Annotated in this window: 11 protein-coding genes; all 11 read right to left on the minus strand. The window is 53.4% G+C overall.

Translation table 11 applies throughout. The features are described from left to right. Positions 1-7: 7 nt before the first annotated feature. Complete coding sequence (locus tag OOT00_RS00950; protein ID WP_265423414.1) at positions 8-1969, minus strand: sensor domain-containing diguanylate cyclase; 1962 nt, start codon at positions 1967-1969, stop codon at positions 8-10. Positions 1970-2333: 364 nt separating this feature from the next. Then, positions 2334-4067, minus strand: a complete 1734-nt coding sequence (locus OOT00_RS00955) for a radical SAM protein (protein ID WP_265423415.1) — start codon at positions 4065-4067, stop codon at positions 2334-2336. Positions 4068-4186: 119 nt separating this feature from the next. After that, a complete protein-coding gene (gene ftsZ, locus OOT00_RS00960) occupies positions 4187-5416 on the minus strand; it encodes a cell division protein FtsZ (protein WP_265423416.1) in 1230 nt (409 codons plus the stop codon). Between the two features lie 132 nt (positions 5417-5548). After that, entirely contained in the window at positions 5549-6775 is a 1227-nt protein-coding gene (gene ftsA, locus OOT00_RS00965; RefSeq protein WP_265423417.1) for a cell division protein FtsA, read from the minus strand. 24 nt (positions 6776-6799) lie between these two features. After that, positions 6800-7651: a cell division protein FtsQ/DivIB gene (locus tag OOT00_RS00970; protein ID WP_265423418.1), complete on the minus strand. Its 852-nt coding sequence runs from the start codon at positions 7649-7651 to the stop codon at positions 6800-6802. After that, complete coding sequence (gene murB, locus OOT00_RS00975; RefSeq protein ID WP_265423419.1) at positions 7626-8561, minus strand: UDP-N-acetylmuramate dehydrogenase; 936 nt, start codon at positions 8559-8561, stop codon at positions 7626-7628. The genes OOT00_RS00970 and murB overlap by 26 nt, the downstream gene beginning before the upstream one ends. Beyond that, positions 8545-9930, minus strand: a complete 1386-nt coding sequence (gene murC / locus OOT00_RS00980; RefSeq protein ID WP_265423420.1) for a UDP-N-acetylmuramate--L-alanine ligase — start codon at positions 9928-9930, stop codon at positions 8545-8547. The genes murB and murC overlap by 17 nt, the downstream gene beginning before the upstream one ends. Positions 9931-9934: 4 nt before the next feature. Further along, positions 9935-11026: an undecaprenyldiphospho-muramoylpentapeptide beta-N-acetylglucosaminyltransferase gene (murG, locus tag OOT00_RS00985; protein ID WP_265423421.1), complete on the minus strand. Its 1092-nt coding sequence runs from the start codon at positions 11024-11026 to the stop codon at positions 9935-9937. Continuing rightward, on the minus strand, positions 11026-12144 hold the full coding sequence (gene ftsW / locus OOT00_RS00990) for a putative lipid II flippase FtsW (protein ID WP_265423422.1): 1119 nt from the start codon (positions 12142-12144) through the stop codon (positions 11026-11028). Before ftsW ends, murG begins: the two co-directional genes overlap by 1 nt. Continuing rightward, on the minus strand, positions 12141-13466 hold the full coding sequence (murD, locus tag OOT00_RS00995) for a UDP-N-acetylmuramoyl-L-alanine--D-glutamate ligase (RefSeq protein ID WP_265423423.1): 1326 nt from the start codon (positions 13464-13466) through the stop codon (positions 12141-12143). Before murD ends, ftsW begins: the two co-directional genes overlap by 4 nt. 8 nt (positions 13467-13474) lie before the next feature. Beyond that, complete coding sequence (mraY, locus tag OOT00_RS01000; RefSeq protein WP_265423424.1) at positions 13475-14554, minus strand: phospho-N-acetylmuramoyl-pentapeptide-transferase; 1080 nt, start codon at positions 14552-14554, stop codon at positions 13475-13477. Positions 14555-14556 lie beyond the last annotated feature (2 nt).

A 14556-nucleotide genomic window follows, 5' to 3' on the forward strand; every position in this document is an offset into this window, starting at 1 on the left:
TGACGGACTATGGAAGGGAGGATGGCAGGGTGCCACCTCCCTTTTTTTTGGCTTCGTACATGCGGGCTTCCGCTTCCTGCAGTAAGAGATCCGGGCAGCGCAGGGTTTCCCGCGGGCTTGTTGTGCCCGAGCTGAAACTCAATTGCAGGTCCGGAATTTCAGTGATCACTGTCCGGCTGATCAGCCGGAGTACGCGTTTTGCGGCTCCTGTGGACGACTCCGCGCTGGTTTCCGCAAGATGAATGGCAAAGGTATCGCCATCGATGCGGGCAAGGGTGTCACAGCTCCGCAGGGATTGGCTCAGGCTGTCCGCAAGGGTACAGAGAATTTTATCGCCCATTCCATGGCCGTAGCGGGCATTGATGGCCCGGAAATGATCTACGTTGAGAACGATAAGTCCAAAGGAGTTTCCATAGCGGCAGAAACGACCCGTTTCCCTGGCTAGAAGTTCCATAAAGGATCTCCGGTTGGGGAGTCCGGTCAGGCGGTCTGTGTGGGCCAGTCGGCGCAGGTGACTTTCCAGTTGGTGACTGCGGGTCATGTCCGTAAAGAATCCCTGTATGGCAAGTATACGCCCGTCAGTACCCATGGTGGCGTAAGCGGTGATGGATGCATGGCCGATGGTGCCGTTTTTTTTCCTGAAGCGGATGGGGAACTCCTGCACACCACCGGAAAGAAGTCTGTTGGTAAGTATTTTCCTGTCCTGACGGTCAAGGTATAGTTTTTGCGGAATATCATCTACATGATGAATCAGTTCTTCCGGAGAGGCATACTCCAGTATTCGGGCCATGCTGCTGTTGACTTTGGTAAAACGGCCTTCCGGAGTGGAAATGAAAACGCCCACCGGTGCTTTCTCTATAAAGGTGGCCAGTTCTGTTTCCAGTTCCTGTTTTTTCTGTTCACTCTGATAGAGATCCAGTGCCAGCTGTCGGCAGAGACTGTGAGTGAAGGAGGTATCTGATGGCAAAGCGGGATGGGGTGCGGAAGGCCCTTGTTCCCGAAGGGTCTGAATTTGTGATTTAAAAATCCGGTTTTCTTGCCTCTGCTTTCTGTAATACAGGGCATGGATAAAGAGATAAGAGACGGAAAGAAGGGTCATGAGAATCAGTGCCGTACTACGCATGGGCGAACCGGGACAGGATTCCGGGGATCGGGGTATTCCCTGAACGATCCGCCATTGGGGCTGGTTCAATGTGCGGGTGCTGATTATGAGTTCCTTTGCCTGCCCATCCAGATGGAGAGTATCCGTTTCTCCGCGAAGAAGGGCGACAAGGCTGGCTGGTTTTTTGAGAAGGGCTTCCATTATCTCCGGTTGTGGCGAGGCGACAAGCTGACCATCGGAAGACAGGATTCCCAGAAAGCCTCCTTCCGGTATGGGAATGCGTCCGGCTATGGCATGGAGGTGGTCCAGGAGGATATCGAGGCCCATCACTCCCAGCAGTTCGCCGGATTCAGGATCCGTTAGTGCCCTGACCACACTCACCACACGTCTGTTGGTAGGAACTTCCATGTATGGATGGGTCCAAAGGATTGTTCCTGGCTCCAGCATGGCGTGGCGAAACCAGGGTCTTCTCCGTGCATCATAGCTGTCCGGCAGGGGAGCTTCGGGTTCAAAAAAGAGCTTGCCATCAGCCGTGGAGAAGTAAAGATAATGGATGCTGCTGTGGGTGACGAGAATATTTTGCCACAGGCTACGGACGAAATCTTCATCCTTTTCAGACGGATTCCGGGTGAATGCGGCAAATCGCCTGTCCGATGCCAGGTTCGTCAGTATGGTTTCAAACTGGCGGAAGGGGGCATCCAAGGCCGTGCTGACCAGAATGTTGAGCCTTATTTCTGCGTCACGCCGCTGCTGATCCATAAAGAACTGCTGATTTTTTTGGTCTGCATGGATGGATGCCATCAGAATGGCTGCCAGAACCAGCAGGAAAAAAAAGAGGCTTCTGCGTTGGCAGAAATAAGAAAGCATGGGCTATTCCTCGAACTGGCAACAGGTTTTTCAGCCCGTCAGAAAAAAGTGGTTGAAAGGCATTGTGAAGGTTTCGTCTGTTCCGTTTCAGGGTGCTGGAAAAATACGATTCGGTTTTATCGGCCGCACAAGGGAATCGGCCTGAAGCGGGTTATGGCAGCTTTTACGGGCCAGCAGATCCATGGCGGGGTGTTTGGTCCTGCCTATTCCGGGTGCAGGCAGGGCCTTCTTTACATACGGATGCGTCCCCTACGGAAAGAATGAGCTGGGTTGCGGGTTTCGATGACAGTGAATTTGTACACAGATACGGATAAAGTCTCAAGGGGTGATTTGTGTACTCCTTGCGTTCATGGCCTGGCAGTGGTCAGGCAGGGCAAGGATTTTCTTTGCGGCAAATGCGGCAGATACCGCAGTCCTTCATGGGGCAGGGAGGGCTGGCAAGGGCGTTTCTGGACTTCAGCAGTTCGTTTTCCAGAAAAGGCCTGTAAATGCCATTGTCAATAATTTCCCATGGGAGATAATCCGTAAAACTGCGCTCTCCAAGGAGGTCTGTGGGATCCAGCCCGATGGACCGGCATGCCCTTGCCAGATGACCCTTTTCCTGCCAGAGGGCAATGACCAGCCGGGAGATATCCCTGTCTCCTCTGGCCAGGAGAGCCTGAAGAATGCTGTTCCTGGGGTTTTCATCATGGAAACGGATGTTGGGAACGGGTGCAAAGCTTTTGCGAAGATATTTCAGAATTTTTTTCAGATGGGCTTCGGTCTGCATGGCTGACCACTGAAAAGGAGTGAAGGGTTTGGGAACGAAGGGGGAAACACCAACGGTGATGGTGCCCATATACCCTTTTTTACGGCTGGCGTCCAGAAAGCGTGCCTTGATGGCAAGAACAAGATTGTGAAGGGCTGTGATGTCTTCCTGTGTCTCTTCGGGCAGGCCGATCATAAAGTAAAGCCGGATATTGGGTATCCCTGCCGTGACAAGTCTTTCCGCGGCATGCAGTATGGTATGTGCATCCAGCCCTTTATTGATTACCCGCCGCATTCTTGAACTGCCTGCTTCGGGAGCAATGGTGGCCGTTTTGACGCCGCCTGCCACCAGAGCATCAAGAAGGGCAGGGGTGATGGCGTCGGCACGCAGGGAGCTGAAACTTAATACCAGCTCACCCGTTCGGGCAGTGGCACAGATGCGGTCAATGTCTTTCAGGTCTGAAACAGCCGTTCCCATAAGGCCGATTTTCATGTTGCGTGCTTTGCCGCTGGCCATGGCTTTTTCCAGAACATCCATACGGCGGAAACGGGGCGGGCGGTATACGAAACCGGCGGAGCAGAAGCGGCAGCCATGGGGACATCCCCGACTTACTTCAATGAGAAAGGTGTCGGCAAATGCACTGTCAGGAGAAGTGATCACACTGCAGGTTGCATGGTCGGCTGCATGGGGATCGAAAACCCGTTTGATGGTTTTTGGCATACCCTCTTCCGCCTTGTATCCGCTGATGCGGCCTGTTTTGTCCCGCAGCGGGGCATAGAATGCGGGAGCATAGACTCCGTCCATTTCTTTTGCCATATGACGGATGCAGTCCGTTCGGCTGAGGTGGCGGTAGCGGGCAAAGAGGTCAAAAAAAGGGTGGGTCAGAACTTCCGCCTCGCCAATAAGGAAAAGGTCAAAAAAGTCTGCGAGGGGCTCCGGGTTGAGGAAGGTGACCACACCTCCGGCAATGATGAGCGGAAAGTTTTCTGTGTTCCTTTTTTCTCTGAGAACGGGGATTCCGCTTCCGTGTAAAATGTCCGGAATGTTCGGATAATCGTTTTCAAAGGAAAGGGAAAAGGCCAGGATGTCGCACTCTTCCGGGGACCAGCCTGACTCTATGCTGCGGATTGTTTCTTTTTCAGGGTTCGGAGGCAGAACAAAACGCTCACAGACCACTTCGTCGCGTTGATTAAAGAGGGCGTATACGGCCTGAAAGCCTAGATTGGCCATGGCAACGGCATAGGTGTTGGGAAAAACAAGGCCCACCCGCACCCTTCCCCTGCTATCCTTGCGGATGGTACCGGTTTCGGTCACAGGAGGGGGCGGTGCAGGGGCGTTCTTTCTGGCCATGGGCATTTCCCGAAGCAGCCCTTCTGGCAAACCAAAGGACTTTGATCAGGGATCTTCACCCCGTTTTACGGATGAAGGTCTCTGGAGGTTTAACAGGCAGCGGACAAGATCCCGGATCTTCAGTCTGCCTTTCGGCGTAAAAAAGTGGGGATCTCCAGGTCATCCCTGTCTATGCTTCCTTTTTTTATTTCCGGAATATTGTCCTGCAGAGAGCTTGATATATCATCGCCCACAGCCTTTTTCCGATAAATTACACCGGAGTCATGAATGTTTGGGTTCTCGAGATCTTCAGGAGTCAGATCCCGGACCTTGCCCCGGGTGGAAGCTCCGGCATTGCGGGTGGCATGAGCCCGGTGGGGAATGACATTGGCTGCTCTGGCCTGCATTTCTTCCTTGGTGCCGATGCCTGTGGCAATAACGGTAATCCGAAGTTCCTCGCCGAGGTTTTCGTCGATGGCGTGACCCCAGATGATTTCCGCTTCATCGCCGACTTCCTCATAGATACGATCCATGGCTTCTGTCATTTCATCCATGGTGAGTTCGCTGGTGGAGGTGATATTCATCAGCAGGCCTTTGGCACCGGAAATGGAAATATCTTCCAGCAGTGGATGACTGATGGCGCGCTCTGCTGCTTCCACGGCCCTGTTTTCTCCCGCAGCAATACCGATTCCCATGAGAGCCATGCCTGCTTTGCTCATGGTGGTGCGCACATCCGCAAAATCGAGGTTTACAAGGCCCGGAACCATGATGAGATCCGTGATCCCTTTGACAGAATGGTGAAGAATTTCATCGGCCTTCTTGAACATATCCACCATGCGGGCATTTTTATGGGCAATGCCCCGGAGCCTGTCATTGGGGATGGTGATGACCGTATCGGCTACATTTTTCAGCTCCTCGAGGCCTTCTTCCGCCTGACGAAGGCGTTTTTTTCCTTCGAAGCTGAACGGTCTGGATGCTACGGCCACGGTCAGGGCACCCAGTTCTTTGGCAATCCGTGCCACCACAGGTGCTGCGCCTGTGCCAGTTCCGCCGCCAAGACCTGCTGTGATGAAGACCATGTGGCTGTCCTTCAGGGCTTCACGGATTTCCGCTTCGCTTTCCGTAGCGGCTTCGTGTCCCACACTGGGGTTGGCACCCGCCCCGAGGCCTTCGGTCAGGGTACTGCCCAGCTGAATTTTAACCGGTGCTTTGGAAATGTCCAGAGCCTGGGCATCTGTGTTGGCTGCAATGAACTGGACGCCCTGAAGATTGGCATCAATCATGTTGTTGATGGCGTTACCGCCTGCGCCTCCAACTCCGATGACTTTAATTTTTGCCGTTTTTTCATTTTCTACATAGGTGAAGCTCATATTGCCTCCTTTTTGCATTCCCCGTTTTGGGCTTCAAAAAGCATCGCGTCGTATGGTCTGGGCCGGTCCGGATCGGATAAAAAACGATACGGGCTCAGGCCTGGCTTATAAGAAAATATCTGTCTGAAAGGGCTAGATGGCATTTTTGAACCATTCTTTCATTTTTGTAAGAACGGTGGCAAAAGTGCCTTTTTCTCTTACTTTCATCTGGCAGTTTTCATCCTGCTTGGCACCGTACAGTACCAGGCCCACGGCAGTGGCGAAGTTGGGATCCTGAATGACATCCTTCAGGCCACCAACGCCCCTTGGGTTCCCGATGCGTGCGGGCAGGTTGAAAAATGATTCGCAGAGATCGGTGATGCCGTGCAGCATGGCTCCGCCTCCCGTGAGAACAATGCCGGAGGAGATATGGCTTTCCATTCCTGCCCGGTAAATTTCTCTTTTGAGCAGGCTGAAAATTTCTTCGACCCTGGGCTCAATGATTTCTCCTAAAATTTGCCGGGGGAGTTTGCGGGATTCACGGCCGGCCATGCCGGGAACTTCTATCTGCTGCTCAGGGCTGATTTCTCCGGAAAGACAGGTGCCATGCTGGATTTTAATACGTTCCGCATCGGCAATGGGCGCCCTGAGCCCGATGGCAATGTCATTGGTGAGGTTGTTGCCGCCCAGGGGCAGAATAAAGGTATGACGAATGTTGTTCCCGGAAAAGACGGCCAGATCCGTGGTGCCGCCTCCAAGGTCCATCATGGCGGTGCCCAGTTCACGCTCTTCGGCGGAAAGCACCGTTTCTCCGGATGCCAGCGATTCAAGGACGATATCGATGACTTCCAGTCCTGCTTTGTTGCAGCACTTAACAATGTTGTGAGCCGAGGCTACGGCTCCGGTCACGATATGGATTTTGGTTTCCAGCCGGACTCCTGCCATGCCCACCGGGTTTTGAATACCGAAATGGTCATCCACAATAAATTCCTGGGGCAGAACATGAATGACTTCCCGGTCCGTCGGGATGGCAACGGCGCGGGCGGCCTCTATGACCCTTTCCACGTCCGCTTCCGTTACTTCTGGCCCTTTAATGGCAATGATGCCATGGGAATTGAATCCGGTTATGTGGCCACCAGCAATCCCGGCATAGACCCGGCTGATTTCACATCCAGCCATCAGTTCGGCCTCTTCCACAGCTTTACGGATGGAGGATACTGTGGCATCAATATTGACCACAACCCCCTTGCGCAATCCTATGGAGGGATGGGTGCCAATACCGATGATATGGATTTCGTTCCCGGAGACCTCACCCACCACGGCACATATTTTGGTGGTTCCGATGTCCAGGCCTACAATAATATCGCCATTTGCGTTCACACGTCCCTCCTTTTTCTTCCGGCTTTATGCTGCAGCCGGTATAACGACCACCCGGTCCGGCCGGACGAGATCGATGGTATCTACAGCCTCTGTATGGTGATGGGTTCTGCGATAATGGAGCAGAACGCGGAGTCTTCGGGTTTTTTCCTCATAGTCGGAGAAGCCGAATATAATTTGAGAGGCAATATCCGTATCCGCCAGGCCCAGCCCCAGTTCGGGATCTACCCAGAGAGAAACGGTATCCGAACGGTGGTCAAGTACCACCGGTGGTGTGTGCATCAGTGTTATCAGTGTCCTGACTCTGGTAAACCAAAGGGCATTCTCATCCGCATCCGGGAGGGGAAGCCCCCTGACCCTTGGATAATTTTTCGGATCCTCTTCGGACACTTGTTTAAAGATTCTGCCGCTGCTATCTGCCCAAAAAGCTGAATCCGGTGCAAAGGCAGGCTCAAGAATGACATAGGGTTTCTCTTCCTGTACTTCTATTTCAAGAGTGCCGGGCAGTTTTCGGTTCAGGGCTGCTTTGTGGATCCATGGATGGTTTTCCAGCCGCATCCTTACGTGGCGGAGATTCAGGTCCAGAAGATTGGCTTTGTGATGGATGGCGGCCTGTTCCAGAACGCTTTGGCGATCCAGGAAATCCGTTCCGCTGATCCGAATACTGCGAACCTCAAAATAGGCGGACTGAGTTGTCAGATCATGCAGAAAAATCAGAAGTATGGCCAGTGTCAGCACACCGGCGCAGCGTACAGTCCAGCGTCGGATGGTACCGGGTATGAGCAGGGGACGACTTTCCTTTCTTTTGCGGTTGGGTTTCGTCTTTTTCCCTTTGGCATGGAAGGAAGTTTTCTCAGACCGGAGTGTTTTCGCCGACAATGCGGACCTCCCTTTCCAGTGTAATTCCTTTTGTTGCCAGAACGGTTTCCTGTATGCATGCCATGAGTGAGAGAATATCCGAAGCCTGGGCGCTGCCCTGGTTGATGATGAAATTGGCGTGCCTGGGGGATACCATGGCGGCGCCCCTGCTGGTTCCTTTCAGCCCTGCTTCGTCGATCAGCCGTCCTGCCGGCAGGCAAGGATCTGGGTTTTTAAAAATACAGCCTGCGGAAGCCGCATCTACGGGCTGACTGGCCTTGCGCAGGACAAGGGCTTTATGAATTTTCTGCCTGAGTACGGCGGGGTTTTCCGGCTGAAGTTCCCAGCGGGCCTCCAGAAGAATACGGTTTTCAGGGGCTGTCCCGTCATTCCATCGGAACAGCCGGTAGCCGAATGAAAAATCTTTTTTGCCCAGAATACGGATACGACCGTCTTTTTCACATATGGTCAGGCTCTGCAGGTGGTCACAGGCGGATCCTTCAGCCGTCCCGGCATTCATGGCAATGGCCCCCCCTACGGTTCCGGGAATTCCGGCAAGAGTTTCCAGGCCGGAAAGTCCCTGGCCGGCTGCATGGAGGCAGACTCGGGGAAGTTTGGCGGCACATCCTGCAATCAGGGATTTGCCTTCCGTTCGGATCTGTTTACAGTTTTTACCCAGACGAATTACCAGTCCCCGCAGCCCTCCGTCCCTGATAAGAAGGTTGGTACCATCACCCATGATAAAGAAGGGGATATTGTGCTGGGAAACGGTCTTCATAACAGCGGAAAGTGTTTGTATGTCCGGCGGGGAGCAAAAAAGATCGGCAGGCCCTCCTACCCGGAAGCGCACATGGGAAGCCAGTGGTTCATTTTCTTTCAGAAGTCCGGGAAACCGGCCTGTCATTTTATGGTATTCAGGCTGCTGCAGCACGGGAAAGAACCTCCGCAAGGGTTTCGCCAGTCCGGTATACATTGCCTGCTCCAAGGGTCAGGACCACATCGCCTTTTTGAACATAATCCTGAAGCAGGGGTACGGGATCCGTGTTGTCTCCCACGCAGATTACCTGTCGGTGACCATGGGCCTTGATTCCCTCGCAGAGCCTTGTTCCCGTAATCCCTTCGATGGGTGCTTCGCCCGCTGCATAAACGGGAAGAACAAAGAGGGCATCGGACTCATAAAAAGAACGGGTGAAGTCATCGAAAAGTGCTGCTGTTCGTGAATACCGGTGGGGCTGGAAAACCACTACCATACGCCGGTCCGGATAGGTTTCCCGAACAGCCTCAAGGGTGGTTCGGATCTCTGTGGGGTGGTGTCCGTAGTCGTCCATGATGGTTATGCCGTGGATTTCTGCCTTTACATCCATGCGTCGCGCCACACCGGAGACCTGTTCAAGGGCTTTCCGGATTTGATTGAAATCGATGGAAAGTTCGCAGCCCGTGGCAATGGCTGCCAGGGCGTTGGTAACATTATGGCGTCCGGGAAGATTGAGAGTCAGCCTTCCCAGCTCCTTGCCATGGTGAAGGACGGTAAAGTGATTTTTCATGCCTTCCCTGCAGATGTCCGTGGCCCTGTAGGCAGCCTGCCTGGACAGCCCGTAGGTGACAAATCGTTTCCGGATCCGGGGAATCAGATCCTGAATATGCTCGTTGTCAAGGCAGATCACACCCATGCCGTAGAAAGGGACCTTGTTAATGAATTCCGTAAAGGCATTTTTGATATCTTCAATGCCCTTGTAGAAGTCCAGATGTTCCAGGTCAATGTTGGTTACTACAGCAATGGCCGGGCTCATGCGGAGAAAGGAACCGTCAGATTCATCTGCCTCGGCAACAAGAAAGTCTCCTTCTCCAAGACGGGCGTTGGTGCCAAGGCTATGGAGCTTACCGCCGATGATGATGGTCGGGTCGAGCCCCCCTTCCGCCAGTACGGCGGACATGAGATTGGTTGTGGTGGTTTTCCCGTGGGCACCGGCAATGGCAACACCATATTTCAGACGCATAAGTTCTGCCAGCATTTCTGCCCTTGGAATGACGGGAATCCCCTTCTCCTGCGCGAACAGGACTTCGGGATTGTCTTTTCTGACGGCGGAGGAAATGACCACCACATCGGCCTCTTCGGCCTGAGCTGCGGCATGTCCTTTGAAAATGTGCCCTCCCAGAGAGGCCAGCCTTCGGGTAATCTCGGAATCTACAAGATCGGATCCGGAAACCCTGTAGCCCAGGTTGATGAGGAGTTCGGCAATACCGCTCATTCCGATACCACCGATTCCCACAAAGTGAATATGATAGGTTTTCTGATACATAAATTCATTCCTCTGCTATGCAACCCATGATGGCGTTGGTAAGGGTGATTGCCGCATCAGGGCGTGAAAGATTTCTGGCCGCATCAGCCATGGCCTCTGTGATTTCAGAGCTAGATGAACAATTTTTTAGGATGCTTGCCAGCTCCTCCGGTCGAAAGGTGCTTTCTTCCAGAATAAAGGCTGCTCCCGCATCCACCATGGCTTTTGCATTATAAAACTGGTGATTGTCCGCCGCATGGGGAAAGGGGATAAAAATTGCTCCAAGCCCGGCTGCTGCAAGTTCGGCCACGGTGGTGGCGCCTGCCCGTGAAAGAACCATATCGGCTTCTGCATAGGCCGTTACCATATCGTCGATAAAAGGCTGAATATGTGCATGGACACCCGCCTTGGCATAGGCCCCATGGACCTCGTGAAAGTCTGTATCCCCAGTCTGGTGCACAAAGGTGAGGGGTAGGTTGCGGATCAGTGGCAGGGTCTGGCACAAAGCCTGATTCAATCCCCGTGCTCCCTGACTGCCGCCCAGAACAAGAAGCCGTAAGGGGGCTCCCGCTTGTCTTCTGTGGGTGCGGCATCCAACAAGATCTCTGCGTACCGGGTTCCCGCTGATATGTATTTTGCCCGGTCTGGCGGAAAGTTGTGTATCCGGAAATGAAACGTGGACTTCCGTGGCAAAACGGGCAAGAAGCCTTGTTGTCAAGCCGGGCAGGCTGTTTTGTTCATGCACGATCACAGGGATCCTCATGAGTTTTGCGGCCAGTGCCGCCGGTGCCGCACTGTAGCCCCCGACGGAAAGCAGCACCTGAGGCTGAAAACTGCGTAGAATAGCAGAGGAACGGCCAACTGTCATGGGGAAACGGAGTGCAGCCTTGATTTTTTGCAGAAGGCCCATTCCCTTGATACCGGAAATGGCAATACTTTCATGGCGGAATCCATGGGCGTTGAGAATCTTATGATCCATGGGTCGGCCTGCGTTAATGAAGAGAACGCTGTTTTCCGGAGACCGGCGGAGAAACTCTTCAGCAGTGGCAACTCCGGGAAAGAGATGGCCGCCTGTTCCGCCACCCGAAATGACAAGGCGTTGCACTTTTCTGTTCATCACGCTTTCCTTCCTGTGGCGGCTATGTTCATGATGATGCCCATGGCGGCGAGATTCACCACAAGGGATGTCCCGCCGTAGCTGAGAAAGGGGAGGGTGAGGCCCTTCGGCGGCAGCATGCCCAGAGTGACACCCGTGTTGATGAGAACCTGCATGGCCAGAGCAATGGCGATGCCAGCGCCCAGATAGAGGCCAAAGCGATCCGGTGCGGACATGGCAGCCTGCATGCTTCTCAGGAAGAGAATCACAAAAAGGCACAGCACCATACAGACCCCCCAGAGGCCCATTTCTTCACCGATGACGGCAAAAATAAAATCCGTATGGGATTCCGGAATGTAATCCATTTTCATGCGTCCATTACCAAGGCCCTGTCCGAAGGGTCCACCGTTGCCAAAGGCCATGAGAGCCCTTGAAACCTGAAACCCTTCGTCCTGTGCGTGGGCCCATGGGTCGGTAAAACTGAGGATGCGGCGCATGCGATAGGGTGCGGCATACACAATCCATGTAAGGATTCCTGCAAGGGGAATGGCAGGCCATGCGAGATGGAGAAAGGGAACACCAGCCAGAAACATGAGCATCCATGCAATGGCCATGAGAATGAGGATGGAGCCGAAATCCGGTTGTTGCATGAGAAGAACGGCAAAGAGCATAAGGACAACAAAGTGGGGGAGAAAACCGATGCTGAAGAGATGGATCTGCTCCTGTTTTTTGTTCAGGGAGTAGGCCATATAAATAATAAGGGCATATTTGGCCATCTCAGAGGGCTGAAAGCTCACGGGCCCCAGATGCAGCCAGCGCTGGGCACCACCGGCACTGTGTCCATACTGACTGAAAAGAACAGCAATGAGAAAGGCAAAAGCAAGGGCCAGGATGGGGTAAGCCAGTCCTGCCAGGAACCGGTAGGGGAAAAATCTGAAAAGGATGAGGATGCCGAAGCCTGCCACCATATGAACTGCCTGTCGGCTAAGAAAATGATACTCGGATCCGAAAATAAGGGCTGCTCGGGAAGCGCTGGCGCTGTATACCATAACAAGACCGGTGGCCATGAGAATGAGAACCGGAGCCCAGAGCCAGGGGTCTTCACGAAATGAAATCTTATGGTTGGGGTGTCTGCTCATGCATCATCCTCGCTGAGAGCATGACGGGCCACAATGGCACGGAACTGATTACCTCTGTCTTTGTAGTCCCGGAACATATCAAAGCTGGCACATGCCGGAGAAAGCAGAATCGGGGTATGAGGCCGGGCTTTCTCTGCGGCCATCCTGACGGCTTCATCAAGATCGCTGGCTTTTTCACAGGGAACAAGGAGGTGAAAGGCCCTGTAAAGAGCTTCGCTGGCCTCACCAATCAGAATGATGGCACGGGCGTATGTCCGGACGCATTGTTCCATGAGTCTGTAGTCTCCGCCTTTGTCCCTGCCTCCCATAATCAGGACGACTTCACGGTCAAAGGCAGCAAGGGCTCGGCATACGGCATCCATGTTGGTGGCTTTGGAGTCGTCATAGCAGGGAATCCCCCGGATACTGCCGCATGGGGTCATTCGATGTTCCAGCCCTTTGAATTCCCGGATAGCCTGAATGATTCCTTCCCTTGAAGCTCCTGCTGCTTCCGCTGCCAGCCATGCTGCTGCCAGATTTTCCCGGTTATGGCGGCCGGGCAGGGAAAACAGCTGAAGGTCAATGAATGAACCGTCTTCAAGGTGTATTCCTTTTTCGTCAATCTGAATGCCCCTTTCCTCCCTGTCATACCAGCGTCTGGTCAGAGGCAGTTTCTCTCCGATGGAACGAACCCGTGTGTCTCCGTAATTAAGCACGGCCGTGCCTGCGTTCATATCCCTGAAGATCCGGGCTTTCGATGCGGCATAGGCTTCGAGGTCGCTGTAGCGGTCCAGGTGATCCGGAGTGATGTTGAGCAGTACGGCCACATCGGGCCTGAAGGATTCCAAGGTATCCAGCTGATAACTGGAAATTTCCAGCACGGCTATATCGGCAGGGCATCCCTCGCGGACAAAATCACAGAGGGGTGTACCGAGATTTCCGCCCGTGAAAACAGTTTTGCCGGATGCGGCCAGCATGGCACCGATAAGTTCTGTCACGGTACTTTTGCCATTTGTTCCTGTAACGGCAACAAAGGGTACGGAAAGAAACCGCAGACCCAGCGCCATCTCTCCGATGGCAGGAATGCCCTTTTCTGCGGCTGAGGAAACGGCCTCCCGCCTGGGATCCACGCCGGGGCTCAGAACAAGAAGTTCTGTATTTTCTGCCAGATCGCGACTCAATTCACCTGTAATCTGATCGCAGATACCAGGACAGTTCGGCTTGTTTTCGTCCACGCCCGTGACCCGGTACCCCTGATCTTTAAGAAGACGCACGGCTGCCATTCCCGAAATGCCGAGACCAATCACTACCGCATGTTTTTTGATAGGGGCGCAGGGCATCATGCTTGTCCTTAGCGTATTTTGAGGGTGCTGACAGCGATGAGGGCCAGCACAATGGCAATAATCCAGAACCGGATGGTTACCTTGGATTCCTGCCAGCCTTTGAGTTCAAAATGATGATGGAGCGGAGCCATGCGGAAAATCCGTTTGCCTCCTGTTATTTTAAAATATCCAACCTGCAGGATGACGGAGAGAGCTTCTATGACAAAGATTCCTCCCACGATGACCAGAAGAAGTTCCTGCTTGGTAATCACCGCGACCACGCCAAGGAAGGCGCCAAGGGGAAGGGAACCCACATCCCCCATGAAAACCTGGGCCGGGTGACCGTTGAACCACAGAAAGCCAAGGCCTGCGCCTGCAACGGCTCCGCAGAGTATGGCCAGCTCACCCGCACCATTGACAAAAGGGACTTGCAAATAGGAAGCCAGTCCCCAGTGTCCTGCTACATAAGAAAAAATCATGAAAGTGACAGCGGCAATGGTAACTGGACCGATGGCCAGACCGTCAAGACCATCGGTCAGGTTGACCGCATTGGAAGCTCCCACAATGATAAACGTTGCAAAGAAGATATAGGCAATGCCTAAGTCCGGGTTGAAATTTTTGAAGAAGGGAACCGATACCCGGGTGTCGAAATCCGGCATAAGGTAGATGAATATGGATGCAATAAGGGCAAGAAGAATCTGCAGCATGAACTTATTGGCTGAAGACAGGCCTGTGTTGTGTTTTTTAACCTGCATCAGCCAGTCATCCACAAAGCCGATGAGTCCGAACCCCAGTGTGGTCATGAGGGCTACCCAGAGATGGAGGCTTGTAAGGTCCACCCAGAGCAGGGTGGAGCTTGTGATGGCAAATAGAATCAGAAGGCCACCCATGGTGGGTGTTCCGGCCTTGCTCTGGTGAGACTGGGGCCCTTCTTCCCGGATATACTGACCCACCTGCATGGCCTTCAGTTTCCGGATGGCCCAATGGCCCAGCAGGATACAGATCAGCAGGGCTGTCATGGCGGCATAAATGGTTCTGAAGCTGATATAGCGGAATACGTTCAGCGCAGAAAACCAGGTATGCAGTGGGTAGAGAAGGTGATAGAGCATGG

Source organism: Desulfobotulus pelophilus (genome assembly GCF_026155325.1).
GTDB classification, from domain to species: Bacteria; Desulfobacterota; Desulfobacteria; order Desulfobacterales; family ASO4-4; genus Desulfobotulus; species Desulfobotulus pelophilus.

Excerpts from the sequence above, each read along its gene's own strand:
- OOT00_RS00955 (WP_265423415.1), bottom strand. The coding sequence starts at position 4,067 with ATGGCCAGAAAGAACGCCCCTGCACCGCCCCCTCCTGTGACCGAAACC.
- OOT00_RS00950 (WP_265423414.1), bottom strand. The coding sequence starts at position 1,969 with ATGCTTTCTTATTTCTGCCAACGCAGAAGCCTCTTTTTTTTCCTGCTG.
- murC (WP_265423420.1), bottom strand. The coding sequence starts at position 9,930 with ATGTATCAGAAAACCTATCATATTCACTTTGTGGGAATCGGTGGTATC.
- murG (WP_265423421.1), bottom strand. The coding sequence starts at position 11,026 with ATGAACAGAAAAGTGCAACGCCTTGTCATTTCGGGTGGCGGAACAGGC.
- ftsW (WP_265423422.1), bottom strand. The coding sequence starts at position 12,144 with ATGAGCAGACACCCCAACCATAAGATTTCATTTCGTGAAGACCCCTGG.
- mraY (WP_265423424.1), bottom strand. The coding sequence starts at position 14,554 with ATGCTCTATCACCTTCTCTACCCACTGCATACCTGGTTTTCTGCGCTG.
- murD (WP_265423423.1), bottom strand. The coding sequence starts at position 13,466 with ATGATGCCCTGCGCCCCTATCAAAAAACATGCGGTAGTGATTGGTCTC.
- ftsZ (WP_265423416.1), bottom strand. The coding sequence starts at position 5,416 with ATGAGCTTCACCTATGTAGAAAATGAAAAAACGGCAAAAATTAAAGTC.